At 63.6% G+C, this 21874-nt stretch carries 25 protein-coding genes and 4 tRNA genes; 16 read left to right on the forward strand and 13 right to left on the reverse strand.

Translation table 11 applies throughout. The features are described 5' to 3' along the window. Nucleotide 1: 1 nt before the first annotated feature. Complete coding sequence (gene cysG, locus ACQ5BL_RS05290; protein WP_207883160.1) at nucleotides 2–1387, forward strand: siroheme synthase CysG; 1386 nt, start codon at nucleotides 2–4, stop codon at nucleotides 1385–1387. 200 nt (nucleotides 1388–1587) lie between these two features. Here the strand turns inward: cysG and ACQ5BL_RS05295 are convergent, their stop codons facing one another. The 7 genes from ACQ5BL_RS05295 to ACQ5BL_RS05325 form a co-directional block, all read right to left on the reverse strand. Then, nucleotides 1588–2589, reverse strand: coding sequence for a glutathione S-transferase family protein (locus ACQ5BL_RS05295; protein WP_243804812.1), 1002 nt, complete (start codon nucleotides 2587–2589; stop codon nucleotides 1588–1590). Between the two features lie 87 nt (nucleotides 2590–2676). Further along, nucleotides 2677–3675 carry a glycosyl transferase family protein gene (locus ACQ5BL_RS05300; protein WP_243804811.1) on the reverse strand — a complete coding sequence of 333 codons (999 nt, stop codon included), beginning with the start codon at nucleotides 3673–3675 and terminating at the stop codon, nucleotides 2677–2679. Further along, a complete protein-coding gene (locus ACQ5BL_RS05305) occupies nucleotides 3672–4007 on the reverse strand; it encodes a TusE/DsrC/DsvC family sulfur relay protein (protein ID WP_243804810.1) in 336 nt (111 codons plus the stop codon). Before ACQ5BL_RS05305 ends, ACQ5BL_RS05300 begins: the two co-directional genes overlap by 4 nt. Beyond that, nucleotides 4004–4309, reverse strand: a complete 306-nt coding sequence (gene tusB, locus ACQ5BL_RS05310) for a sulfurtransferase complex subunit TusB (protein ID WP_243805115.1) — start codon at nucleotides 4307–4309, stop codon at nucleotides 4004–4006. Before tusB ends, ACQ5BL_RS05305 begins: the two co-directional genes overlap by 4 nt. Next, nucleotides 4306–4665, reverse strand: coding sequence for a sulfurtransferase complex subunit TusC (gene tusC, locus ACQ5BL_RS05315; RefSeq protein ID WP_243804809.1), 360 nt, complete (start codon nucleotides 4663–4665; stop codon nucleotides 4306–4308). Before tusC ends, tusB begins: the two co-directional genes overlap by 4 nt. After that, complete coding sequence (tusD, locus tag ACQ5BL_RS05320; protein ID WP_243804808.1) at nucleotides 4665–5057, reverse strand: sulfurtransferase complex subunit TusD; 393 nt, start codon at nucleotides 5055–5057, stop codon at nucleotides 4665–4667. Before tusD ends, tusC begins: the two co-directional genes overlap by 1 nt. A 113-nt stretch (nucleotides 5058–5170) precedes the next feature. Continuing rightward, a tRNA-Ser gene (locus tag ACQ5BL_RS05325) sits at nucleotides 5171–5258 on the reverse strand. Nucleotides 5259–5393: 135 nt separating this feature from the next. Here ACQ5BL_RS05325 and ACQ5BL_RS05330 point away from each other — a divergent pair. The 3 genes from ACQ5BL_RS05330 (at nucleotide 5394) to ACQ5BL_RS05340 (ending at nucleotide 7662) form a co-directional block, all read left to right on the forward strand. Then, nucleotides 5394–6059 carry a Bax inhibitor-1/YccA family protein gene (locus ACQ5BL_RS05330; protein WP_207883173.1) on the forward strand — a complete coding sequence of 222 codons (666 nt, stop codon included), beginning with the start codon at nucleotides 5394–5396 and terminating at the stop codon, nucleotides 6057–6059. Between the two features lie 268 nt (nucleotides 6060–6327). Beyond that, nucleotides 6328–6855 carry a VOC family protein gene (locus ACQ5BL_RS05335; RefSeq protein ID WP_243804807.1) on the forward strand — a complete coding sequence of 176 codons (528 nt, stop codon included), beginning with the start codon at nucleotides 6328–6330 and terminating at the stop codon, nucleotides 6853–6855. A 9-nt stretch (nucleotides 6856–6864) separates the two neighbouring features. Continuing rightward, nucleotides 6865–7662: an SDR family oxidoreductase gene (locus tag ACQ5BL_RS05340; protein WP_243804806.1), complete on the forward strand. Its 798-nt coding sequence runs from the start codon at nucleotides 6865–6867 to the stop codon at nucleotides 7660–7662. A 63-nt stretch (nucleotides 7663–7725) separates the two neighbouring features. Here ACQ5BL_RS05340 and ACQ5BL_RS05345 read toward each other — a convergent pair whose 3' ends face one another. Next, nucleotides 7726–8463, reverse strand: a complete 738-nt coding sequence (locus tag ACQ5BL_RS05345; RefSeq protein ID WP_243804805.1) for an SDR family NAD(P)-dependent oxidoreductase — start codon at nucleotides 8461–8463, stop codon at nucleotides 7726–7728. A gap of 61 nt (nucleotides 8464–8524) precedes the next feature. Beyond that, a complete protein-coding gene (locus ACQ5BL_RS05350; RefSeq protein ID WP_243804804.1) occupies nucleotides 8525–10282 on the reverse strand; it encodes an FAD-dependent oxidoreductase in 1758 nt (585 codons plus the stop codon). A 250-nt stretch (nucleotides 10283–10532) separates the two neighbouring features. Between ACQ5BL_RS05350 and ACQ5BL_RS05355 the strand changes: the two genes are divergently transcribed. From ACQ5BL_RS05355 to ACQ5BL_RS05390, 8 genes are all read left to right on the forward strand, one after another. Beyond that, a complete protein-coding gene (locus tag ACQ5BL_RS05355) occupies nucleotides 10533–11129 on the forward strand; it encodes a TetR/AcrR family transcriptional regulator (RefSeq protein ID WP_243804803.1) in 597 nt (198 codons plus the stop codon). A 73-nt stretch (nucleotides 11130–11202) separates the two neighbouring features. Beyond that, on the forward strand, nucleotides 11203–11580 hold the full coding sequence (locus ACQ5BL_RS05360) for a hypothetical protein (protein ID WP_243804802.1): 378 nt from the start codon (nucleotides 11203–11205) through the stop codon (nucleotides 11578–11580). 266 nt (nucleotides 11581–11846) lie between these two features. Beyond that, nucleotides 11847–12491, forward strand: coding sequence for a response regulator transcription factor GacA (gacA, locus tag ACQ5BL_RS05365; RefSeq protein WP_152222817.1), 645 nt, complete (start codon nucleotides 11847–11849; stop codon nucleotides 12489–12491). 2 nt (nucleotides 12492–12493) lie between these two features. Continuing rightward, on the forward strand, nucleotides 12494–14320 hold the full coding sequence (uvrC, locus tag ACQ5BL_RS05370) for an excinuclease ABC subunit UvrC (RefSeq protein WP_243804801.1): 1827 nt from the start codon (nucleotides 12494–12496) through the stop codon (nucleotides 14318–14320). Between the two features lie 33 nt (nucleotides 14321–14353). Further along, a complete protein-coding gene (gene pgsA / locus ACQ5BL_RS05375) occupies nucleotides 14354–14914 on the forward strand; it encodes a CDP-diacylglycerol--glycerol-3-phosphate 3-phosphatidyltransferase (RefSeq protein WP_207883189.1) in 561 nt (186 codons plus the stop codon). 65 nt (nucleotides 14915–14979) lie between these two features. Continuing rightward, a tRNA-Gly gene (locus ACQ5BL_RS05380) sits at nucleotides 14980–15055 on the forward strand. A gap of 37 nt (nucleotides 15056–15092) precedes the next feature. Next, nucleotides 15093–15166: transfer RNA gene (locus ACQ5BL_RS05385), tRNA-Cys, on the forward strand. A 160-nt stretch (nucleotides 15167–15326) separates the two neighbouring features. Beyond that, nucleotides 15327–15413 (forward strand) — tRNA-Leu (locus tag ACQ5BL_RS05390). A 105-nt stretch (nucleotides 15414–15518) separates the two neighbouring features. On the opposite strand, the gene ACQ5BL_RS05395 is transcribed toward ACQ5BL_RS05390, so the two are convergent. Next, nucleotides 15519–15884 (reverse strand): DUF3509 domain-containing protein, encoded by a 366-nt coding sequence (locus tag ACQ5BL_RS05395; RefSeq protein ID WP_207883191.1) that lies wholly within the window; start codon nucleotides 15882–15884, stop codon nucleotides 15519–15521. 492 nt (nucleotides 15885–16376) lie between these two features. Here ACQ5BL_RS05395 and ACQ5BL_RS05400 point away from each other — a divergent pair, with 492 nt between their 5' ends. Together ACQ5BL_RS05400 and galU are read left to right on the forward strand one after the other, a co-directional pair. After that, the gene (locus ACQ5BL_RS05400; RefSeq protein WP_243804800.1) at nucleotides 16377–16739 is read left to right on the forward strand and encodes a LexA family protein; all 363 of its coding nucleotides are present in this window, start codon (nucleotides 16377–16379) and stop codon (nucleotides 16737–16739) included. A gap of 200 nt (nucleotides 16740–16939) precedes the next feature. Next, nucleotides 16940–17779, forward strand: coding sequence for a UTP--glucose-1-phosphate uridylyltransferase GalU (galU, locus tag ACQ5BL_RS05405; protein WP_207883194.1), 840 nt, complete (start codon nucleotides 16940–16942; stop codon nucleotides 17777–17779). 74 nt (nucleotides 17780–17853) lie between these two features. On the opposite strand, the gene ACQ5BL_RS05410 is transcribed toward galU, so the two are convergent. Beyond that, the gene (locus ACQ5BL_RS05410; protein WP_243804799.1) at nucleotides 17854–18285 is read right to left on the reverse strand and encodes a VOC family protein; all 432 of its coding nucleotides are present in this window, start codon (nucleotides 18283–18285) and stop codon (nucleotides 17854–17856) included. 81 nt (nucleotides 18286–18366) lie between these two features. Here ACQ5BL_RS05410 and gorA point away from each other — a divergent pair, with 81 nt between their 5' ends. Continuing rightward, a complete protein-coding gene (gorA, locus tag ACQ5BL_RS05415; protein WP_243804798.1) occupies nucleotides 18367–19725 on the forward strand; it encodes a glutathione-disulfide reductase in 1359 nt (452 codons plus the stop codon). Between the two features lie 71 nt (nucleotides 19726–19796). Here gorA and ACQ5BL_RS05420 read toward each other — a convergent pair whose 3' ends face one another. Beyond that, nucleotides 19797–20795, reverse strand: a complete 999-nt coding sequence (locus ACQ5BL_RS05420; protein WP_243804797.1) for a bile acid:sodium symporter family protein — start codon at nucleotides 20793–20795, stop codon at nucleotides 19797–19799. A gap of 106 nt (nucleotides 20796–20901) precedes the next feature. Beyond that, nucleotides 20902–21237: a hypothetical protein gene (locus ACQ5BL_RS05425; RefSeq protein WP_207883202.1), complete on the reverse strand. Its 336-nt coding sequence runs from the start codon at nucleotides 21235–21237 to the stop codon at nucleotides 20902–20904. Between the two features lie 133 nt (nucleotides 21238–21370). On the opposite strand from ACQ5BL_RS05425, the gene ACQ5BL_RS05430 reads away from it, so the two are divergent. Next, on the forward strand, nucleotides 21371–21844 hold the full coding sequence (locus tag ACQ5BL_RS05430; protein WP_243804796.1) for an Lrp/AsnC family transcriptional regulator: 474 nt from the start codon (nucleotides 21371–21373) through the stop codon (nucleotides 21842–21844). Nucleotides 21845–21874: the final 30 nt, after the last annotated feature.

Here is a 21874-nt window from a genome sequence, read left to right on the forward strand (position 1 = left end):
GATGGACTTCCTGCCGCTGTTCCACATCCTGCGCGGACGTCGCGCGCTACTGGTCGGCGGCGGTGATGTCGCACTGCGCAAGGCGCGTCTGCTGAACGACGCCGGCGCGGTGCTGCGCGTCGTGGCTCCGGATGTGCATCCGGAGTTGCGCGAGCTGGTCGAGGAGGGCGCGGGTGAACTGCTCCTGCGCCCCTATGTCCAGGGCGATCTGCAGGATTGCGTGCTGGTTATCGCCGCGACCGACGATGAGCCGCTCAACGCCCAGGTCTCCCGCGATGCGAATGAGCGCGGCGTGCCAGTCAATGTGGTGGATGCACCTGCCCTGTGCAGCGTGATCTTCCCGGCCATCGTCGACCGTTCGCCGCTGGTGGTGGCGGTCTCCAGCGGCGGCGACGCGCCAGTGCTGGCGCGCCTGCTGCGCGCCAAGCTGGAAACCTGGATACCGGCGACGTACGGCCAACTGGCCGGTCTCGCCAGCCGCTTCCGCGAGCGCGTGAAGCAGCGCCTGCCGGATCTGCAGCAGCGCCGCAAGTTCTGGGAAGAGGTGTTCCAGGGACCGGTGGCCGAACGCATGCTCGCCGGTCAGCCGAGCGAAGCTGAACGCCTGCTGGCGGGCAAGCTGGAGTCGCCGCAGGCCGAATCCCGCGGTGAGGTTTATCTGGTCGGCGCCGGGCCGGGCGATCCCGATCTGCTGACCTTCCGCGCCCTGCGCCTGATGCAGCAGGCCGACGTGGTGCTCTATGACCGTCTCGTCGCGCCGGCGATTCTCGAACTGTGCCGCCGCGATGCGGACCGCCTCTACGTCGGCAAGCGTCGCGCGGACCATGCCGTGCCGCAGGACGAGATCAATCGCAAGCTGGTCGAGCTGGCCCTGCAAGGCAAGCGCGTGCTGCGCCTGAAAGGGGGCGATCCGTTCATCTTCGGCCGCGGTGGCGAAGAGATCGATGAACTGGCGGCCAATGGCATCCCGTTCCAGGTCGTGCCCGGCATTACCGCGGCCAGTGGCTGTGCCGCCTACGCCGGCATCCCGCTGACCCATCGTGACTACGCACAGTCGGTACGCTTCGTGACCGGTCACCTGAAGGATGGTACGACCGACCTACCTTGGAACGATCTGGTCGCGCCGGGGCAAACCCTGGTGTTCTACATGGGCCTGGTCGGCTTGCCGGTGATCTGCGAGCAACTGGTGCGCCATGGCCGTTCCGCCGATACCCCGGCAGCGTTGGTGCAGCAAGGCACCACCGTGCACCAGCGGGTATTCACCGGCACCCTGGCCAACCTGCCCGAGCTGGTGGCCGAGCATGAAGTCCATGCGCCGACGCTGGTGATCGTGGGCGAAGTCGTGCAACTGCGGGACAAGCTGGCCTGGTTCGAAGGGCAGCAATGAAGGTTATGCGCGGCGGTTCGTTGCCGCGCTGACCTGCTTTCGTAGGAGCGGACCATGTCCGCGATGAAGCCGGCAAGGCCGGCGTCAGGCAGGTTCGCGAGCAAGCTCGCTCCTACTAGAGCTGCACCCAACGTAGGAGCGGACTCCGTCCGCGATGCTCTTCGTCGGACATATAACCGCGAACGGTTCCTACGCCAACCTCAACCCTTACGCGCGATCCCCTTGCCCGGCAGATGCTCCCGCCCATGCGGCGTGGTGAAGTCCTGCTGCGGCCCCAGCGGCACGACGCCGGTCGGGTTGATGGTGCGGTGGCTGCCGTAGTAATGGTGCTTGATGTGCTGGAAATCCACCGTTCCGGCGACACCCTCCAGTTGATACAGCTCGCGCAGCCAGCCGGACAGGTTCGGATAATCCGCCAGGCGCCGCAGGTTGCACTTGAAGTGGCCGTGGTAGACCGCGTCGAAGCGGATCAGCGTGGTGAACAGGCGCACATCGGCCTCGGTCAGGTATTCACCCGCCAGGTAACGCTGCTCGCCCAGGCGCTCTTCCAGCCAGTCCAGCTCATTGAACAGGGTCTTGAAGGCTTCTTCGTAGGCATCCTGCGTCGTGGCGAAGCCGGCACGGTACACGCCGTTGTTCACCGTCGGGTAGATACGCTCGTTCAGCGCGTCGATCTGCGCCCGCAGCGGCTCCGGATAGAAGTCCAGCGGGTTGCCGGTGATCCCGTCGAAGGCCGAGTTGAACATGCGGATGATCTCCGCCGATTCGTTGCTGACGATGCGCTGTTCGTGTTTGTCCCACAGCAGCGGTACGGTGACGCGGCCGGTGTAGTGCGGATCGTCTTTCGTATAGCGCTGGTGGAGGAAGCCCAGGCCGTCGAGCTTGTCGCCGGTGGAGCCGAGCGCCTTGTCGAAGGTCCAGCCGTTTTCCAGCATCAGCCAGCTGACCACCGAAACGTCGATCAGCGACTCCAGGCCCTTCAGCTGACGGTAGATCAGCGTGCGGTGCGCCCAGGGGCAGGCCAGGGAAACATAGAGGTGATAGCGACCGGCTTCGGCGCGGAAGCCGCCTTCGCCGCTGGGGCCGGGGCGGCCGTCGGTGGTGATCCAGTTGCGGCGCTGCGCGTTCTCGCGCTGGAAGCGGCCGTCCTTGCTGGTGTCATACCACTGGTCATGCCAGCGGCCATCGATCAACTGTCCCATCTGCGTGCTCCAGAAAGCGGGTAGATGGGACCAGTCTATCGGTTAAGACTCGATTGATTGGCGCAAAAACAGGATTCCAGATATCAATTAAATCGATCTGTTGCGCGCAGCCCAGCGTTTATCGGCTTCCGCGAAGGCATCGTCGCGTGACAACCCCTGCGCTCGCAGGGCCAGAGCCATGGTTGCGCGTACCGCCAGTTCACCGTAGCCATCTTCGACTTCGCCACGCCAGAAGGCGGCCAGATGGGCGGGGTCGAGCGTTTCCGGCTTGACGTGACGCAGCGGCGACAGCGCCGGCCATTCTTCGTCCCAGGCTTCGCCATCGCGGCAGCCATAGAGGTGCGAGGTGGCGTCGGGGTTCATCTCGATCTCGCCGCCTTCGCCCTTGATGACGATGGCATAGTCGCCGAGCAATCGGCTGCCTTCGCGGTGCACTTCCTGGTAGCCGGGGTGGAAGATGCTCTGCAGCACGCAGGTGGCGCCCAGCGGATTGAGCAAACGCACGGCGGAGTGCATGGGCGAGCGCAGGCCGAGGGTGTTGCGCAGGTCGATCATCCGCTGCAGGCTCGGCATCCAATCCACCAGCGGGGCGAAGGCGATGCCGCTATCGTCCAGCGCGGTGCTCACCGAGCTCCAGTCGCGGCACAGCGGCAGGCCGAGCTGTTCCAGCAGTTGTTCGGTGTACAGGCGTCCGGCGGTGTGTGCGCCGCCGCCGTGCAGCAGGATGCGCGTGCCGCTGCCGGCCAGGCACTTGGCGGCCAGCAGGTACCAGGGCAGGTGGCGTTTCTTGCCGGCGTAGCTGGGCCAGTCCAGGTCCACGGCGATCTTCGGCGCCTGCAGGCGCGAACGCACGGCCTCGGTGAAACCGGCCAGCTCCTCGGCGCTTTCCTCCTTGTGTCGCAGCAGCATCAGGAAGGCGCCCAGTTGGGCATCTTCGACCTTGTCGTCGAGGATCAGGCCCAGCGCTTCGCGGGCTTCCTCGCGGGTCAGGCCGCGCGCGCCGCGCTTGCCCTTGCCGAGGATGCGCACGAACTGGGCGAACGGATGTTCTTCAGGTGTCTGCAGGACGAGCGGGGCGGCAGTCATAGGCAATTGGTCGGCTTCGGCAGGCCGGCGAGCTTGGCGGCAAGCTTGGCCGGGGTGCCCTTGAACAGGAGGTTGAGATGCAGGCTGCTGCCCTTTTCCGCTCCCAGTTTCTGGGCCACGTACTTGATCAGCGGGCGGTTGGCCGGGGAAAGCTGGAATTCGCCATAGAACTCGCGCAGCAGCAGGAGGATTTCCCAGTGCTCGGGCGTCAGGTGGATGCCTTCGTTGTGCGCCAGGGCCTCGGCGGCGGCATCGCTCCAGTCGTCGAGCTGCACCAGGTAGCCGTCCTTGTCCAGCGGTAGGGCGTGTCCGTTGATCAGTAGGGTGCTCATAGCCAGGCATTCACCTTGTCGAAGCGGGTGCAGAGTTCGACGAAACCGGGGTAATCGACCGCAATGACGCGGGCGGGCACGTCATCCATACCGCGCGCCTGCAGGTCTTCCAGCAGGGCGAAGAGTCCATTGGCGGCGGGCATCAGCTCCAGCGCTTGGCAGGGGGCGGTTCCGTCGCGCAGGGCGTAGACGGCGTCGCCGCTCAGCAGCAGGCCGTCGTCCGGGCCGAGCAGGTGCAGGCAGCTGGCGAGCCGGCCGTCGTTGAAGGGGGAGTGCGAGAGCAGGTGGAGGGTAGCCATCAGATCGTGATCACCTGGTCGTGGGTTTGCAGCAGGTCGCGCAGTGCGGCGGCGTCCAGTGCCTGTACCGGCAGGGTCAGGCGCGCAGCGTCCAGGCCGCGCTCACCGAGGCTGCGCTGGCTGACGTAGAGCGCTTCCACACCGAACAGCGGCAGGGCTTGCAGGTTGGCCTGCAGGTCCTTCTGTTCGAGGGTGGCCGGCCGCTGGCCGGGCGCGAGCTGGAACACGCCGTCATCGAGGAACAGCATCGAGATCGGCAGATCGAAGGCGCCGCCGGCCAGGGCGATGTCCAGCGCTTCGCGGGCAGCGGGGCCGGCCCAGGGCGCCTGGCGGCTGATGATCAGCAGGGATTTGGCCATCAGTCGCCTCCGAAGCAGACCAGGCGGTCCGCCAGTTGCGCCGCTTCATGCAGCTGGCCGAGGCCGGAAAGGTCCCAGGGCGCCTGCAGGTTGGCGGCAGGACGCGAATAGCGGTTGGCTTCCTCGCTGTTCAGCACGCCACGGCGCAGCGCGGCGGCGATGCAGACCACGCCATCGAGTTGGTTGTCGGCGACGAAACGGGTCCAACTGGCGGCTACGTCCAGTTCATCCTGGCCGGCCACGGCGTTGGCCGAGGCGCTGTACACGCCGTCCTGGTAGAAGAACAGCCGGGTGATTTCGTGCCCGCCGGCCAGCGCAGCCTCGGCAAAGCGCAATGCGCGTCGGGCTGCCGGTGAATGCGGCGGGGAGAAGAGGGCGATGACGAACTTCATGGAGCGGGCCTTCGCGACGAATTTTCGCAGGATGATACGGCACTATGTCGGTTTTTGCCGTGCCGCAGAAACGCAAAAGCCCCGCGAGGCGGGGCTTTTGACGTAGGGAATAATGGCGGAAGCGCAGAGATTCGAACTCTGGGGGCTGTTACACCCGGCGGTTTTCAAGACCGCTGCCTTAAACCACTCGGCCACACTTCCGCATGAGCGGGGCGCCATAGTACCGGATCGCAACACACTGTCAAACTCTGGTTATTCGGGGCTCTTTTGCCTCTGTTATGATGAATGGCACTACGGTCACGGACCCGTATCCCGCTTAAACAGGAGTGTCTCGACATGCAAGAACGGCAATATCTCGACTCCACAGCCGTGGAGCAGAAAGAGGTCAGCGGCGTCCTGCGCAATACCTACGGCCTGCTCGCGCTGACGCTGGCCTTCAGTGGCCTGGTGGCTTTCGCCTCGCAGCAGATGCGTCTGCCCTACCCGAGCGTCTTCGTGGTGCTGCTGGGCTTCTACGGTCTGTTCTTCCTCACCGTGAAGCTGCGCAACAGCGCTTGGGGCCTGCTCAGCACCTTCGCCCTGACCGGCTTCATGGGCTACACCCTTGGCCCGATCCTCAACCTGTACCTGGGCATGGCCAATGGCGCGAGTGTGATCTCGTCGGCCTTCTTCATGACTGCCCTGGTGTTCTTCGGCCTGTCCGCCTATGTGCTGACCACCCGCAAGGACATGAGCTTCCTGTCCGGCTTCATCACCGCAGGCTTCTTCGTGCTGCTGGGCGCCGTGCTGGTCTCGCTGTTCTTCCAGATCAGCGGCCTGCAATTGGCCATCAGCGCCGGCTTCGTGCTGTTCTCCTCGGCGATGATCCTGTTCCAGACCAGCGCGATCATCCACGGTGGCGAACGCAACTACATCATGGCCACCATCAGCCTGTACGTGTCGATCTACAACATGTTCCTCAGCCTGCTGCAGATCTTCGGCATCATGGGCAGCGACGACTGATCGTCCCGCAGTCCTGCAAAAAAGCCCGTCTCGACGGGCTTTTTTCATTTCCGGGGGCACTGGCTTGCACGACCGCGCATCCGGCCTTCATCACGTCCGCTCCTGAGTCCCTGCAATAGGATTGGCACAAAATTAATTATTTGTGCCAATATCGGAGTCTCAAACTATTCGGTTTGTGTCATAGCGGTCGTCGCCGGGCATGGCTTGAGCGTCAGGACAATGCACGGCTTGCGATCCTTCCTACTGAGATCATTCGCAAGGAATTCTCATGAGCACTGCTTGGCTCGGTCCCATGGACCAGATCGGCTATCTCGTTGATGACCTGGAACAGAGCATCGGACGCTGGCAACGGCAAATCGGTGTGGGGCCATGGACGGTCTTTCGTAACGTGACCCTGGAAGGGACATACCGTGGCGAGCCCGTGACCGTCACCATGGATGTCGGGCTCGGTTATCAGGGCGGGATGCAGATCGAGCTGATCCAGGCGACCAATTCCTCGAAGTCGCCGTACCGGGACGAGCAGGGGCGTGCGCTCCGGGGGATGCACCATGTCGCCTGGGTGGTCGATGACATCGACCAGGCGATGGAGCGCCTGACGTCCACGGGGCTGCGGGTGGTTTTCGAAGCGAGCAATCCCTCGACCCGCGTTGCCTACTTCGAAAATGAAGAAGAGCCCGGTGTGCTCTATGAGGTCATCCACGGCCTGGGTATGCGCGAGATGATTCAGCAGGGCATCGAGGCCGCCAGGACCTGGGACGGCTCTCCTTCCATTCATGTCATTGACGTCTCTGCGTGAGAACTCTGCATGTCGAATCGATTGAAAGATAAAGCGGCACTGGTGCTCGGCGTTGCGCCGGGGAACATCGGCGAAGCCATCGCCCGACGTTATGTGGAGCAGGGCGCGCGCGTACTGGTGGCCGGGCGCCGCCCCGATGCGCTGGCGGCTGTTGCCGACACGCTGGGCGTGCCTTGGCTGGCTTGCGACATCACCTCGCAGGCCGATATCGAGGCTCTCGTTGCTCGCGGCGTGGAGCGCCTCGGCGGGCTCGATATCGGGGTCAATGCGACGGGCTGGGGGCTCCTGAAACCTTTCCTGGAGCACAGCCAGGAGGACCTGGATACGATGAATGCAGTCCAGTTCACCGGGCCGTTCCAGTTCTTCCAGGCGCTGCTGCGGCACATGCCGAACGGTGGCTCGATCATTCAGGTTTCCTCGGTGACCGCCAGCATCATGTTCGACAACCATGCCGCCTACATGGGCACCAAGGCTGGCATCGACCATGTCATCCGCTGCATTGCCCATGAGTTCGGCCGCCAGGGCATCCGCGCCAATTCCATCGCGCCGGGTGGCGTGGCGGATGCGCCGATGTCGGGTGGCGGGCTGATGCACCCGGGCATCGCCACGCTTTACCACCGGGAGATTCCGCTGGGACGCAGCGGTGTTGCGGCAGAAGTCGCCGACGCTGCCCTGTGGCTGGCGAGCGACGAGTCCAGCTTCGTCACCGGGCAGGTCATCCATGTCAGCGGTGGCCAGACGCTGCGGCGCAATCCGTCGCTGGCCGAGGTCTATGCCGCCGCAACGGGCGCCGCCCCGGCCAACTGAGGCAGAAAAACGAAGCCCGCGCCCGACGATATCGGATGCGGGCTTTTTCCTGGGATATCCAGGTCAGCCGGCGGTGTATCCGCCGTCCACGGGCAGTACCGCACCGTTGACGTAGCTCGATTTCGGCGAGGCCAGCCAGAGCACCGCTTCGGCGATCTCCGAGGGTTCGGCCAGGCGGCCCAGCGGGCAGGTCGCGGCGATGTGTTCGCGCAACACGGGGTTGTCCGTCATGACCTTTTCCAGCAGCGGGGTACGGGTGCCGCCAGGGCAAACGATATTGGTGCGGATTCTGTCCTTGCCGAACTCCAGCGCTGCGCTGCGCGTGAGGCCGACCACGCCGTGCTTGCTCGCCGCGTAGGCGGCGCGGGTGGCAGTGCCGACAATCGCGGCGACCGAGCCGATATTGACGATGGAGCCGCCGCCCTGGCGACGCATCAGGGAGATCTCCCGCCGCATGCAGTGGTAGACGCCCTTCAGGTTCACATCCACGGTCAGGTCCAGCGGCTCGGCACGCCATTCAGGCGCGGGCTCCGTCTCGATATCGATGCCGGCGTTGTTCACGGCGAAATCCAGGCGGCCGAAGGTCGAGTCGATACGTTCGAAGGCGGCCCCGACGGCGTCCGCATCGGTCACATCCACCGCCAGGGTCAGTGCCGCTCCCGGCACCGGTTCGCCCGTCCCACGATCCAGCACCACCACGGTGGCGCCCGCTTCGACCAGGGCGTCGACACAGGCGCGGCCAATGCCCTGGCGGCCACCCGTTACAACGCCGACTTTTCCTGCAAGGTCTGAACTGCTCATCGATATCCTCATTGGGTTGCAATGGCCTGGGGCCAATAACTTGTGTGTGGGAGCGTGCGCCTCATGCCGGATGGCCGGCGGCGCTCTGGGCAGAGCCTGCCGCCTGCACCGGTTCCGCCGTTGCAATGTGGTTGGCGGCGATATAGGCGAAGGTCATTGCCGGACCGATGGTCGAGCCGGGGCCGGGGTAGGTCTTGCCCATCAGCGCGGCCGAGGTGTTGCCCACCGCGTAGCAGCCGGCCAGCACCGAGCCGTCGGCGCGCAGTACCTGGGCGAAGGCGTCGGTACGCAGTCCGCCCTTGGTGCCGAGCTCGCCCGGATCGAGGCGCAGGGCATAGAAGGGCGCCCGTTCTATAGAGCCGAGGCAGGGGTTCGGCTTGCAGTTGGAATCGCCGTAGTAGCGGTCGAACACGTTACCGCCCTTGCCGAACTGGGTGTCGATGCCGTCGGCGGCGAACTGGTTCATCTGCTTGACGGTGGCGGCCAGTCCGGCGGCGTCCACGCCGATCTTCTCCGCCAGTGCCGAGAGTGTCTCGGCGCGGTAGATCACCTTGTCCAGCCAGCCCTCCGGGATCTTCGAGTCCGGCTGCACGCTGCCCGGCAACAGGACGCCGCACGGGTAGCGCTTGCGGTACTCGGCGTCGAACACCAGCCAGGCCGGTACGTTGGCCCGGGTGCGTTGGTGGTCGGCGTACATGGCGTAGATGACGTCGGGGTAGGGCGCGGCTTCATTGATGAAGCGTTGCCCCAGTTGGTTGACCAGGACGCAGTGCGGGAAGGCGCGCTCGACGCAGAGTCCGCGCTGGCTGGCCTCGCCAGGCACCCCCACCGTGGGTACGCCCCAGGTGTGCTCCATCAGTGCGACCGATCCTCCAGCCTGCATGCCGGCACGAATACCGTCGCCAGTGTTGATCGGCGGTGCGGCGGTCCATTCCGCGCGAGTGGGCTTGGGCAGGTAGAGCTCGCGCATGGACTGGTTCGACTCGAAGCCGCCACAGGCGAGCACGACGCCACGGCGTGCGTGCAGGGAGAGGGTGCGACCCAGTCGAAGCACGTCGATGCCCACCACTCGGTCGTCTTCCTGGCGCAACGACTGCAGGGAGGTCTCCAGCCATAGCGGGATGCCGCGCTTGAGCAGAGCGGCACGCAGGCTTGCAACCAGTGCGTTGCCGAGGGTCAGGCGGCGGTCGCGGCGCGTGTGTCGACGCCAGCGGAGGTCGCTGACATAGCGCAGCGCCAGGCGGGCCGTGAGCAGCAGCCAGCCGGGTTCCTTGGCGAGGATGGTGTGCGCCTCCACCTGGGTCATGGCGATACGCCCGCCGATGAGCGTGGCCGGGGAGGCCGGGCGCAGCTGCTCGAAGGATTCGCCCAGGCGCGCTGCGTCGAAGGGGGCGGGTTCCATGGTGCGGTAACCCGGCTTGCCGCCCTTGTCCGGGTAATAGTCGGGGTAGCGGGGTACGGCCCGGAAATGCGTCTGAGCCTCTCGGGCCAGGTACTCGATCATCTCGGGACCGTTGGCCAGGTAGGCGTCAATGCGCGCCTGATCGAATTCCTCGCCGACCACGTCGCGCAGGTAGGTGACCGCTTCTTCATAAGAGTCACTGCCGCCAAGCGCGGCGATCTGGCTGTTGCAGGGGATCCATACGCCGCCGCCGGAGACCGCACTCGTGCCGCCGTAGACGTTGCTCTTCTCGATCACCAGCACCGACAGGCCGTTGTCATGGGCGCGCACTGCGGCCGTCAGTGCGCCTGCGCCGGAGCCGACGACGACCACGTCGTATTCATGGTCCCACTTCGCATCGCGTTGCTTGCTGGTCATGGCTGCATCTCTCCTTGGAAAGGGGGCCGGCGTTTTGTGCTGCATGGGGGCGCCCGAGTGCGTCATCTGCAGGGCTTGTCAGCAGGGCACGGCGGTGGGGTGGCGTGGTCTTGTCGAGCAATGTCACACAAAGTACAAGTTGTGACATCTTCGGCGCAAATTATTTTTTTGTGCCATTACATGAGAGAATGGGCGCGGATATATCTGGGCCGGACCAACCAGGCGGGCCCCTGAGCGGACGAAGGTGCACATGAGTCGACAGCTACGCTGGGGTGACGCCAGCCGGATGGGAAATGCCAGTGACGGCCGCTCGCTGATCCTGCGGGCGGCGTTGGAGGTAATGATCGAGGAGGGCGCCGAGAGCTTTTCGATCGATGATGTGGCCCAGCAGGCGAACATTTCGCGACGGACCCTGTATCGCTATTTCAGCAACAAGAAAGAGCTGATCCAGGCGGTCATCAGTGCGGAGAACGCTGCGTTCTTCGAGGAGATGCAGCACAGCGTGCAGGCCTTCGAGGATGACTTCGAGCGTTATCTCGAAGAGTGCGTGTGCTTCGCCGTGCGCTACCTGGATCGACACAATGGCGGCTTCCATCACAGCTATCTGGCGAAGAGTTCGACCTCGGACGTCTTCAGCTACATCCTCGAGAACATCGCCCCGATGTGGCACGGTGTGCTGGAAGAGCCGTATCGGCGCTTTGCCGAAAGCCATGGCTCGGCAGTCATGGCGCTGGACGATGTCATTGCGTTGATCAGCCGCGTCTGTCTCGCGTACTGCCTGGTGCCTGCCGATGAGGCGGCGATGCGCGCCCAGATGGCCATTCTCCAGCCGGTCCGCAGGCGCTAATGGACGTGAATTGAAGGATATCAGGCTGTTCCGGTCGTACGGATGACATCGTAGTCGCAGGCATCGTCGGACGATGCAGTCGCTGCTCGCCGGTCAGGTAACCGGCCGCCATACTCCACGGGACTCACTACATGGACGAGGAGAACGCCCCGTGTTTTTCCGGGCACTGATATTCGCGGCAACATGGATCTGTTTCTGGTACGCCAGTAGCTGGATCGTCACGCACTACATCGCGTCGGCCTCCGGAGCCTACTGGACGCTGGGGCTGATCGCGTTCCCCATCGTCTTTCCGCTCTACCTCACGACGGACTTCTGGATTCAGGATTCCTATGGGGCCTCCTGGCCCCGGCTTTCGCTGGCCTTGATCTGCCTTGCCGGCATGCTGCTCTATTATCCTGCATTGCTGGCGCTGCTCTGGCTGATTCGAATGCTGAGGCGGGTTGCCCTCTAGGGCGGGCGAAACCTGCCCCTGCCGTCCTGGTAGGTTCCCTGCAGGGACGTGTCCGTCCTTTAGCTTCCCTTTGTTAAAAGCCCGTCCTAGACGTTCTGGTGAAGGTCTGTCAGCATTTGTCGCCACGCTGGGCGGTTCTCTGGCGTTTGCATTTTGACGAGCCTGCACCAAGCTAGGTCGAGACGGTGCTTTCTGTTAAGGTTTGCGGATTCCGCGAAGCTCTCGCTGGGTCTTCACAATTACATTTCTGTGCAAAGGGGTGCTGCGTGATCAAGGTGCTGGTGGTCGATGACCACGATCTGGTGCGCACCGGAATTACCCGCATGCTGGCCGATATCGATGGTCTGCAGGTCGTTGGTCAGGCCGACTCCGGCGAGCGCGGGCTGCAACTGGCCAGGGAGCTCAAGCCCGACGTCGTGCTGATGGATGTGAAGATGCCCGGCATCGGCGGACTGGAGGCAACCCGCAAGCTGCTGCGCAGCCAGCCCGACGTGCGCGTGGTGGTGGTGACCGTGTGCGAGGAAGATCCCTTCCCGACGCGGTTGATGCAGGCCGGCGCTGCCGGCTACCTCACCAAGGGCGCGGCGCTCGAGGAAATGGTCCAGGCAATTCGCCAGGTATTTGCCGGTCAGCGTTACATCAGCCCGCAGATCGCCCAGAGCCTGGCGCTGAAGTCCTTCGAGCCCGAGAAGAACGCGTCGCCGTTCGATACTCTCTCCGAGCGGGAGATCCAGATCGCTCTGATGATTGCCAACTGCCACAAGGTGCAGAGCATCTCGGACAAGCTCTGCCTGTCGCCGAAAACCGTCAACACCTACCGTTACCGCATCTTCGAGAAGCTCTCGATCACCAGCGACGTGGAACTGGCGCTGCTGGCCGTCCGGCACGGCATGGTCGATACCAGCAACTGACGATGACCGCAGTATTCGATTCGGCGGCGTTCCTGGCCACCTGCAGCGGGCGGCCGGGCGTTTATCGCATGTTCGATGCGGACGCCAAGCTACTCTATGTCGGCAAGGCGAAAGACCTCAAGAAGCGGCTTTCCAGCTACTTCCGCAAGTCCGGTCTTGCGCCGAAGACCGCTGCGCTGGTGGCGCGGATCGCCCAGGTCGAGACCACCATCACCGCCAACGAAACCGAGGCGCTGCTGCTGGAGCAGACGCTGATCAAGGAATGGCGGCCGCCCTACAACATCCTGCTGCGGGACGATAAGTCCTATCCCTATGTGTTCCTCTCCAGCGAGGACAAGTTTCCCCGGCTGACCATCCATCGCGGTGCGAAGAAGCAGAAGGGGCGCTATTTCGGCCCGTACCCCAGTGCGGGGGCCATCCGCGAAAGCCTGGCGCTGCTGCAGAAGGCTTTCTTCGTGCGCCAGTGCGAGGACAGCTATTTCCGCAATCGCACGCGTCCCTGCCTGCAATACCAGATCAAGCGCTGCAAGGGGCCCTGCGTCGGGCTGGTCAGCGAAGAGGAGTACGCCGAAGACGTACGCCACTCGATCATGTTCCTCGAAGGGCGCAGCAATGTGTTGGCGGACGAGCTTTCCACCAGCATGGAGCAAGCGGCCATGCGCCTGGACTTCGAGAAGGCAGCCGAATTGCGCGATCAGGTGGCTATCCTGCGCCGCGTGCAGGACCAGCAGAGCATGGAAGGCGGCAGTGGCAACGTCGACGTGGTTGCCGCCATCGTTACGCCGGGTGGTGCCTGCGTTCATCTGATCAGCGTGCGCGGCGGCCGGGTGCTGGGCAGCAAGAACTTCTTCCCGCAGGTGGCGATCGAGGAAGAGGTGGGTGACGTGTTGCTGGCCTTCCTCGGGCAGTACTACCTCAGCCATCACGAACGCGACCTGCCCAGCGAGCTCATCGTCAACGCCGTGCACGAGGATTTCCCGGTGCTGGTGTCGGCGATCGAAGCGTCTCGCGGCAAATCGCTGGAAATCGCCCACCGCGTGCGCAGTACCCGTGCGCGCTGGCAGCAACTGGCCGTGACCAACGCCGAACAGGCCCTGGCCGCGCGCCTTGCCAATCGCCAGCACATGGCTGCGCGCTTCGAGGCGCTGGGCGAGGCGCTGGACCTCGCCGAGCCGCCGCAACGTCTCGAATGTTTCGATATCAGCCACTCCAGTGGCGAGGCGACTGTTGCGTCCTGCGTGGTGTTCGGGCCGGAAGGGGCGCTGAAGTCGGACTACCGCCGCTTCAATATCGAGGGCATCACCGCGGGCGATGACTATGCCGCGATGCATCAGGCATTGACCCGGCGCTTCAGCCGTCTGAAGGAGGGCGAGGGCAAGATGCCGGACATCCTCCTGGTCGACGGTGGCAAGGGCCAACTGGCGATGGCGCAGGAGGTGCTCCAGGAACTGGCGGTGGTGGGCCTGACGCTGCTCGGCGTGGCCAAGGGCGTAACCCGCAAGCCGGGGCTGGAAACGCTTTACCTGAACGACGCCGAACATGAATTCACGCTGCCGGCGGACTCTCCGGCGCTGCACCTCATCCAGCAGATCCGGGACGAGGCGCATCGTTTCGCGATTACCGGCCACCGTGCCCGCCGCGGAAAAGCCCGGCGTACCTCCACGCTCGAGGATGTGCCAGGCGTAGGGCCCAAGCGTCGCCGCGACCTGCTCAAGCATTTCGGTGGGTTGCAGGAATTGTCGCGCGCCAGTATCGAGGAGATTGCCAAGTCCCCCGGTATCAGTAAAAAGCTCGCCGAGCAGATTTATGCGGTCCTTCACAGCGAGTAGAATGCCGGCTCAACTCGCAGACTTCCTGACCCGATGAATATCCCGAACCTGCTCACTCTGCTCCGTGTTCTGCTCATCCCGATCTTCATCCTGCTGTTCTATTCCTCCTTCCCGGCCAGCCATCTGGTAGCCAGCGCCGTGTTCGCCCTGGCGGCTGCCACCGACTGGCTGGATGGCTACCTGGCGCGCCGCCTGGGGCAGAGCACGCCGTTCGGTGCATTCCTCGATCCGGTGGCGGACAAGCTGATGGTGGCGACCGCACTGGTGCTGCTGGTCGAAGCGCATGCGAACCTGTGGCTGACCCTGCCGGCGGTGATCATCATCGGTCGGGAAATCGTGGTATCCGCCTTGCGCGAATGGATGGCCGAGCTGGGGGCGAGGGCGCATGTGGCCGTTTCCAATCTCGGCAAATGGAAGACCGCGGCCCAGATGCTGGCCCTGATCATCCTTCTGGCCAATTCGCCCACGATGGGTTTCTGGGTAGTGGTGGGGTATGTACTGCTGATCGTTGCCGCCGTACTGACCCTGTGGTCGATGCTGCACTATCTGCTCGCCGCCTGGCCCCATCTCAATACCACCCCGAAAGAGAAATAAGTTTTTTTGAATCAAAGAGTTGACAGGGCTTTTCGAATCGATAGAATGGCGCCCGTCAACACGACGCGGGAATAGCTCAGTTGGTAGAGCACGACCTTGCCAAGGTCGGGGTCGCGAGTTCGAGTCTCGTTTCCCGCTCCAAATTTTGACGGCTTGCGATGTAAGCCGTTTGTTTCATGGCTGAGTAGCAGAGTGGTTATGCACCGGATTGCAAATCCGTGAACGCCGGTTCGATTCCGACCTCAGCCTCCAATAGAAAAGCCCTGTAAATCCAAGATTTACAGGGCTTTTTCTTTAGCAGACAATTGCGCCTGCAATTAGATTCCGCAAGTTACAGATTCAGAAGGGGGCCGGCAGGCAGTCCGGTCCGCTTCCGGCTCGCCAGAGCCTCTCACCGCTGAACAGCGCTACCGCCCGGATGGCGAAATCGGTAGACGCAAGAGACTTAAAATCTCTCGTCCGTAAGGGCGTGCCGGTTCGACCCCGGCTCCGGGCACCATCTTCCCTTTCTTCTTCTTCGAATTACGCGTTCGCCGTTGTGGCCTGCAGCCTGATGGGCGCGGTCCACCCGCAACGGCGCAGGCAATGCAGCGTAGTCGTGGAGTCATGCATCCAGGTGCGCCAAGGCCCGCAGTTTCTCCCCGGCATTGACGATGCGGCGCTTGCGTAGCGGCTCGGACGACTCATGGAAGTTCTGAAGTAGAACAGGCTCCCTGAAGTGATCCACGTCTGCCGGCTGCAAAGGGCCTTCTTCGGTTGCCAGATCTCTGCGGATACGGCCTACCAGACCGTCCAGCAAATGTGCGTCATGCTGTTCGTCCAGCTGGACCACGCGGCAGGCGACCGTTCCGCGTTCGGAATCCCGGAGCCTCATGACCAGGTTGCCATCCGGCCGCGAGGTGAAGTCCACCTCGAACTCCGGAAACTGGCGGCAGAGATAGTGGGTGGCAGGAAGTCGTTCGATCTTCATGGCAGGGGTCCTCTGCAGTGGGTGGCTTGAAGGAGCCGTTGCAGGGGACGTACCAGCCGTGGGCGCTGGAGAAGATGCTTTCAGATCATGGACTTGGAAGGCTTCAGTGAAAAATGCGTCGTGCAGCTTGCAGGACGCAGCCCCAATCGCAAGGCAATATGCACGATGCTTCGGATCAGTGAGGAATCGGATTCCGCGGCGTTGCGCTGGCGGGTTTTACCTTCGGCTTCTGCAGGCGGGCCCGCCGCATGGGGACTCGCAGGAGCGCCCAGAGGGTCACCACTGCCAGCAGCAGCCAACCCAGAATCATGAGAGTCACGAACGTGCCCGGATTCATATCGAAAGTCCTCGCCCCTCGGTAAGGGTAGACCACCACTCTTCACGCTGCGCCTCCTCAATGGAGTGGTCATGGCGTTGGAGGTTCCGGTAAATGGCTTGAAAGCCGGCCGCCTACCTGTTATCTGTATATGCATACAGTATATGAGGTGAGCCATGCATCAGTCATCGGAATCCGTCCATAAAGCCGCATCCGTGCACCCGCAGTGGATGTCATCTCACGCATACCCCGCTCACACCTACATAGTGCGCGCGCATGGCGATGGCATGACAGGAGCAGGAATTCACCATGATGACCTGTTGCTGGTCGACCGCTCCGAACTGGCGGCGGAAGGTGAAATCGTCGTCGCGGAGCTGAACGGAGAGGTCTTGATTCGCCGGCTGGCGATCATCGAGGGCGCTTTCGTCCTGCTGCCGGCGAGTGATCGCTTTCCGTCCATCAGGGTGGGGGACGGGGATGAATTAACGATCTGGGGCGTGGTGCGGGAGCGACTGCCGGGGTGTGGCGCGGCTGTCTGAAGGGTGCCGATGCTGACTTTTTGCCATTATTGGCGAACTCGCCGCCGAGGTTATGGTCAGATTCGCTGCCACCGGTCTCAGAGGCGATACCGCAAATGCTCGCAGGAGCACGGATCACCGCGTGCCGGGGCATTGTAAGGTGGCTGCAGCCTGATTAGACTGCGCGCAACTCGCACCCCTGTCCCCCTCGAAGGACTCCCATGATCAAGAAATGTCTGTTCCCGGCCGCTGGCTACGGCACCCGCTTCCTCCCGGCCACCAAGGCCATGCCCAAGGAAATGCTGCCGGTGGTGAACAAGCCGCTGATCCAGTACGCGGTGGAAGAGGCCCTGGAAGCCGGTCTCGGCGAAATCGGCATCGTGACCGGCCGTGGCAAGCGCTCCATCGAAGACCACTTCGACATCAGCTATGAGCTGGAACACCAGATTCGCAACACCGACAAGGAAAAATACCTGGTCGGCATCCGTCGCCTGATCGACGAGTGCACTTTCTCCTACACCCGCCAGATCGAAATGAAGGGCCTGGGCCATGCTATCCTGACCGGCCGTCCGCTGATCGGCGACGAGCCGTTCGCTGTGGTTCTGGCGGACGACCTGTGCCTGAACCTGGAAGGTGATAGCGTCCTTAAGCAGATGGTCAAGCTGTACAACCAGTTCCGCTGCTCCATCGTGGCGATCCAGGAAGTACCGCCGGAAGAGACCAACAAGTACGGCGTGATCGCCGGCGAGATGATCCGCGACGACATCTACCGCGTGAACACCATGGTCGAGAAGCCCAAGCCCGAAGAAGCGCCGTCGAACCTGGCGATCATCGGCCGCTACATCCTGACTCCGGACATCTTCGACCTGATCGAACAGACCGAGCCGGGCAAGGGCGGTGAAATCCAGATCACCGACGCCCTGATGAAACAGGCCCAGGACGGCTGCGTGCTGGCGTACAAGTTCAAGGGCAAGCGTTTCGACTGCGGTAGCGCCGAGGGTTACATCGAGGCGACCAACTTCTGCTACGAAAACCTCTACAAGACCGGCAAGGCCTGGTAAGTCCAGGGTTCTTCCCGGTTCATCGAAAAAGCCACCTTCGGGTGGCTTTTTCGTTTCCCGGCTTCCGAGTGGCATCACATCGAGGGCGGGATCGGCATGGCTTCCGAACCGGGTCCCAGTGGTTGGCCATAGCTGAACTCGACGTAGTTGCCGGCCGGGTCGCGCAGGCCGCAGTAATAGCCCACCGGGTAGGGTTCCTCTCGTGGCGCCCAGATCAGGCAGCCCGCGTCCTGCGCCTCCCTGGCGATCCGATCCACTTCCGCGTGGCTGTCGACGGCAAAGCCGAAGTGGCTGTAATCGTCGCTGGCCAGGTGGCGCGCCTCGCCGCCGGGCATGATGACGAAGATGAAGCTGTGCTCCTTGCCCGGCTCGGCCATCCAGACGATCCGCGAGCCCTTGCCCTCGCGCTGGTGGATAATGCGCATGCCGCAGAAGCGCTCGTAGAAGGCGATGCAGGCGTCCAGGTCGGGAACGTGCAGGGCGAGGTGGGTCAGGCTCGGTCGCATGGGGTACCTCCTTCGGTTCCTGGCAGGATAGGTCAGGGCGTATAAGGTATGCTGCCTGGCATATCCACGCGGAGAAGCATGATGTCTTTCGATTTTGACCTGTTCGTCATCGGTGCCGGTTCCGGCGGTGTGCGCGCTGCGCGCTTCGCGGCGGGCTTCGGTGCGCGGGTTGGCGTCGCGGAGAGCCGCTACCTGGGCGGCACCTGCGTCAACGTCGGCTGCGTGCCGAAGAAGCTGCTGGTCTATGGCGCTCACTACCATGAAGACTTCGAGCAGGCCGCAGGCTTCGGCTGGACAGCCGAGGGCACGAAATTCGACTGGCCGACCCTGATCGCCAACAAGAACCGCGAAATTCATCGCCTCAATGGCATCTACCGCAATCTCCTGGTCAACAGCGGTGTAACGCTGCTGGAGGGCCATGCGCAGCTGCGTGACGCGCACACTGTCGAGGTCGACGGACAGCGCTTCAAGGCCAAACATATCCTCATCGCCACCGGTGGTTGGCCGCAGTTGCCGGATATCCCTGGCAAGGAGCACGCCATCACCTCGAACGAGGCGTTCTTCCTCGAGCAGCTGCCGCGCCGCGTGCTGGTGGTGGGCGGCGGCTACATCTCCGTGGAGTTCGCCTCGATCTTCCACGGGCTTGGCGCCCAGACGACCTTGCTCTATCGACGCGACCTGTTCCTGCGCGGATTCGACCGCAGCGTGCGCGAGCACCTGCGTGACGAGCTGACCAAAAAGGGCCTCGATCTGCAGTTCAACGCCGATATCGCCCGGATCGACAAGCAGGCCGACGGCACGCTGCTGGCCACGCTCAAGGACGGTCGCGTGCTGGAGGCCGATTGCGTGTTCTATGCCACTGGGCGCCGGCCGATGCTGGATAACCTCGGGCTGGAGAACGTCTCGGTCGAGCTGGATGAGCGCGGCTTCATCAAGGTGGACGAGGCCTATCGCACCAGCGAGCCCTCAATCCACGCGATTGGCGATGTGATCGGCAAGGTGCAGCTGACCCCGGTCGCGCTGGCCGAGGGCATGGCGGTCGCGCGGCATCTGTTCCGCCCGGAGGAGTACCGCCCGGTGGACTACAAGCTGATCCCGACCGCCGTATTCAGCCTGCCCACCATCGGCACCGTCGGGCTGACCGAGGACGAGGCGCGCGCTGCCGGCCACAAGGTGAAGCTGTTCGAGAGCCGCTTCCGTCCGATGAAGCTGACCCTGACCGAATGCCAGGAACGGACCCTGATGAAGCTGATCGTCGATGCCGACAGCGACAAGGTGCTCGGCTGCCATATGGTCGGCCCTGAGGCCGGGGAAATCCTTCAGGGCATCGCCATCGCACTGAAGGCCGGGGCGACCAAGCGGATCTTCGACGAAACCATCGGCATCCACCCGACGGCGGCCGAAGAGTTCGTCACCCTGCGTACGCCGGTCGGTGCCTGATCCCGATCATCTCGGCGGAAACGAAAAAGCCGGTGCATTGCACCGGCTCTTTTGTGGGTCTGAGACGCCTCTCAGTTGGCGCGTTCCAGCGGGGCGTGGGCGGTGTCCTGGCGTTGGGAGTAGCGCTGGGCGAGTACCGCGCAGACCATCAACTGGATCTGGTGGAACAGCATCAGCGGCAGCAGGATCACGCCGACACTGCTGCTGGCAAACAGCACCGAGGCCATGGGCACGCCGGTCGCCAGGCTCTTCTTCGAGCCGCAGAAGACGATGGTGATGCGGTCTTCCAGGGGGAAGCCGAGGTAGCGGCCGAGCAGGTTGGTGGCGAGCAGCGCCAGGGCCAGCAACACGCAGCACGCGACTACCAGGCCGGCCAGTGCGGGCAGTGGAACCTGGTGCCACAAGCCCTCGATCACCGCGGCGCTGAAGGCGGTGTAGACCACCAGCAGGATCGAACCCTGGTCGACATAGCGCAGCACCGGCTTGTGGCGCTCGACCCAGGCGCCGATCCAGGGGCGCAGCAACTGGCCGGCCATGAAGGGCACCAGCAGTTGCAGGGTGATCTTGCCAATGGCGTCGAGGGTCGACATGCCAGTATCGCCCTGGGTGCCGAGCAGCAGTTGCACCAGCAGCGGGGTGACGAACACGCCGAGCAGGCTGGACGCGGAGGCGCTGCAGATCGCCGCAGGGATGTTGCCGCGAGCCAGCGAGGTGAAGGCGATCGCCGACTGCACGGTGGCGGGCAGGGCGCACAGGTAGAGCATGCCCAGGTACAGGTCCGGAGTGACCAGTGGCGACAGCACCGGCTTGAGCGCCATGCCCAGGATCGGGAAGAGAATGAAGGTACAGGCGAATATCAGCAGGTGCAGGCGCCAGTGGGTGGCGCCGGCGATGATCGCCTGGCGCGACAGCTTGGCGCCGTGGAGGAAGAACAGCAGCGCGATGCCCAGGTTGGTGATCCAGCCGAAGACCACCGCCGCCGTGCCTTCGCAGGGCAGCAGGCTGGCGACCGTCACGGTGGCGATCAGCGCCAGGGTGAAGTTGTCGGGGAGCAGGCGTGGGCGAGCCATGGGCGTCTCTCGTGTTGTTGTGTGGGCGACCGCATCCGGCGGAAGCGAGTGGGTAGATTGCACTCTAGTCACGACGAGATTTGCCGGCTAACGCCAGAGAGCCAGATTATGTCGCTGAACGGACAGCTCGCAGCTCATCGACATGGAGGTCCACCGAACAAACGCTGACCATCCCGCGCATGCGCTGGGCGATCACTTCTGCCCGATACCGGGGCAGCGTGTTCACCCGCAGGGAGATATCCATCCAGTCTTCCCGCCGTGACGCCTCGACCTCCGCTGGCACGTGGCCTTGCAGGGCGAACTGATTCAGCAGCCGGCAGAGGATGTCGGCGTCGATCTCGGCGCGGATCAGGTAGCGAACGTCCGCTGCGGCTTCGGTTGGAACCGCACGGTCCTGTTGTTCCGGGGAGAAGTCGGGAAGGGTGAGCGCGAGAAGGGTCATGGCAGCCGGCCGGTCAGATGGGGAGTGAGGAAGATTGTGCGGCTTGCCGGGGGGATTTATTTGCCTGTTTTCTGCCTTGATGAAGAGTTTTGTGCATTAATTATTCCCTGAGTAGTTGATCGGAGAATTATCAATGCCGGTATCCCTGGATGCCCAAGACAAGAAGATCCTCGCCCTGTTGCAGGAGGAGGCGACGCTGTCCACCGCCGAGATCGCCGAGCGCATCGGTCTTTCCCAGTCGCCGTGCTGGCGCCGGATTCAGCGCTTGAAGGACGAGGGCGTGATCCGCAAGCAGGTGACCCTGCTGGACCGCAAGAAGATCGGCATGAACACCCAGATATTCGCCCAGGTGAAGCTCAACGCCCACGGGCGCAACCACCTTACGGACTTCGCCCAGGCCATCGGCGAGTTCCCCGAGGTGCTCGAATGCCATGTGCTGATGGGCGCGGTGGATTTCATGCTGCGCATCGTCACCGAGGACGTGGATGCGTACGAGCGCTTCTTCTTCGAAAGGCTGTCCCAGGTGCCGGGCGTGCAGGAGATCAACTCCATCGTCGCCCTGTCCGAGATCAAGTCCACCACCAGCCTGCCGCTGCCGCGCGGCTGAAGGGCGCCGGCGTGGCCGGCGCCCGGACGA

It is taken from the genome of Pseudomonas sp. B1-22 (assembly GCF_050474425.1).
Lineage (GTDB): Bacteria > Pseudomonadota > Gammaproteobacteria > Pseudomonadales > Pseudomonadaceae > Pseudomonas.

What these genes read in the sequence shown, in the direction of transcription:
- cysG (WP_207883160.1), top strand. Translation starts at nt 2, where the DNA reads ATGGACTTCCTGCCGCTGTTCCACATCCTGCGCGGACGTCGCGCGCTA.
- ACQ5BL_RS05295 (WP_243804812.1), bottom strand. Translation starts at nt 2,589, where the DNA reads ATGGGACAGTTGATCGATGGCCGCTGGCATGACCAGTGGTATGACACC.
- ACQ5BL_RS05300 (WP_243804811.1), bottom strand. Translation starts at nt 3,675, where the DNA reads ATGACTGCCGCCCCGCTCGTCCTGCAGACACCTGAAGAACATCCGTTC.
- ACQ5BL_RS05305 (WP_243804810.1), bottom strand. Translation starts at nt 4,007, where the DNA reads ATGAGCACCCTACTGATCAACGGACACGCCCTACCGCTGGACAAGGAC.
- tusC (WP_243804809.1), bottom strand. Translation starts at nt 4,665, where the DNA reads ATGGCCAAATCCCTGCTGATCATCAGCCGCCAGGCGCCCTGGGCCGGC.
- tusD (WP_243804808.1), bottom strand. Translation starts at nt 5,057, where the DNA reads ATGAAGTTCGTCATCGCCCTCTTCTCCCCGCCGCATTCACCGGCAGCC.
- ACQ5BL_RS05330 (WP_207883173.1), top strand. Translation starts at nt 5,394, where the DNA reads ATGCAAGAACGGCAATATCTCGACTCCACAGCCGTGGAGCAGAAAGAG.
- ACQ5BL_RS05335 (WP_243804807.1), top strand. Translation starts at nt 6,328, where the DNA reads ATGAGCACTGCTTGGCTCGGTCCCATGGACCAGATCGGCTATCTCGTT.
- ACQ5BL_RS05340 (WP_243804806.1), top strand. Translation starts at nt 6,865, where the DNA reads ATGTCGAATCGATTGAAAGATAAAGCGGCACTGGTGCTCGGCGTTGCG.
- ACQ5BL_RS05345 (WP_243804805.1), bottom strand. Translation starts at nt 8,463, where the DNA reads ATGAGCAGTTCAGACCTTGCAGGAAAAGTCGGCGTTGTAACGGGTGGC.
- ACQ5BL_RS05350 (WP_243804804.1), bottom strand. Translation starts at nt 10,282, where the DNA reads ATGACCAGCAAGCAACGCGATGCGAAGTGGGACCATGAATACGACGTG.
- ACQ5BL_RS05355 (WP_243804803.1), top strand. Translation starts at nt 10,533, where the DNA reads ATGAGTCGACAGCTACGCTGGGGTGACGCCAGCCGGATGGGAAATGCC.
- ACQ5BL_RS05360 (WP_243804802.1), top strand. Translation starts at nt 11,203, where the DNA reads ATGCAGTCGCTGCTCGCCGGTCAGGTAACCGGCCGCCATACTCCACGG.
- uvrC (WP_243804801.1), top strand. Translation starts at nt 12,494, where the DNA reads ATGACCGCAGTATTCGATTCGGCGGCGTTCCTGGCCACCTGCAGCGGG.
- pgsA (WP_207883189.1), top strand. Translation starts at nt 14,354, where the DNA reads ATGAATATCCCGAACCTGCTCACTCTGCTCCGTGTTCTGCTCATCCCG.
- ACQ5BL_RS05395 (WP_207883191.1), bottom strand. Translation starts at nt 15,884, where the DNA reads ATGAAGATCGAACGACTTCCTGCCACCCACTATCTCTGCCGCCAGTTT.
- ACQ5BL_RS05400 (WP_243804800.1), top strand. Translation starts at nt 16,377, where the DNA reads ATGCATCAGTCATCGGAATCCGTCCATAAAGCCGCATCCGTGCACCCG.
- galU (WP_207883194.1), top strand. Translation starts at nt 16,940, where the DNA reads ATGATCAAGAAATGTCTGTTCCCGGCCGCTGGCTACGGCACCCGCTTC.
- ACQ5BL_RS05410 (WP_243804799.1), bottom strand. Translation starts at nt 18,285, where the DNA reads ATGCGACCGAGCCTGACCCACCTCGCCCTGCACGTTCCCGACCTGGAC.
- gorA (WP_243804798.1), top strand. Translation starts at nt 18,367, where the DNA reads ATGTCTTTCGATTTTGACCTGTTCGTCATCGGTGCCGGTTCCGGCGGT.
- ACQ5BL_RS05420 (WP_243804797.1), bottom strand. Translation starts at nt 20,795, where the DNA reads ATGGCTCGCCCACGCCTGCTCCCCGACAACTTCACCCTGGCGCTGATC.
- ACQ5BL_RS05425 (WP_207883202.1), bottom strand. Translation starts at nt 21,237, where the DNA reads ATGACCCTTCTCGCGCTCACCCTTCCCGACTTCTCCCCGGAACAACAG.
- ACQ5BL_RS05430 (WP_243804796.1), top strand. Translation starts at nt 21,371, where the DNA reads ATGCCGGTATCCCTGGATGCCCAAGACAAGAAGATCCTCGCCCTGTTG.